A 394-nucleotide genomic window follows, 5' to 3' on the forward strand; every position below is an offset into this window, starting at 1 on the left:
GCTCGGAGCCGTCCTGGCCGAGCCCGACGCGTCCGGCGCCGGTGACCACCTGGCGGGAGACGAAGAAGGGCGTCAGATGGCGCACGATGTCCGAGAAGGGGGTCTCCCGCTTCATCAGGGAGTTCTCGTGCGTCCCGTAGGAGGCGCCCTTGTTGTCGGTGTTGTTCTTGTAGAGGTGGATCGGCTGGGTGCCGGGCTCCTCGGCGGCGCGCCGGGCGGCCTCGGCCATGATCCGCTCGCCGGCCTTGTCCCACAGCACCGCGTCCCGCGGATTGGTGACCTCCGGGGCGCTGAACTCGGGGTGGGCGTGGTCCACGTACAGCCGCGCGCCGTTGGTGAGGATCACGTTCGCCAGGCCGATGTCCTCGTCCGTGAGCTGGCTGGCGTCGGCGAC

Annotated in this window: 1 protein-coding gene; it reads right to left on the reverse strand. The window is 70.3% G+C overall.

Annotation, left to right across the window (positions count from 1 at the left end):
• Positions 1-394 (reverse strand): proteasome accessory factor PafA2 family protein (locus QC029_RS30845; protein WP_279559135.1); only part of this gene is annotated, 394 nt, incomplete at both ends.

It is taken from the genome of Streptomyces sp. DH37 (genome assembly GCF_029813835.1).
In the GTDB taxonomy this organism is placed as follows: Bacteria; Actinomycetota; Actinomycetes; order Streptomycetales; family Streptomycetaceae; genus Streptomyces.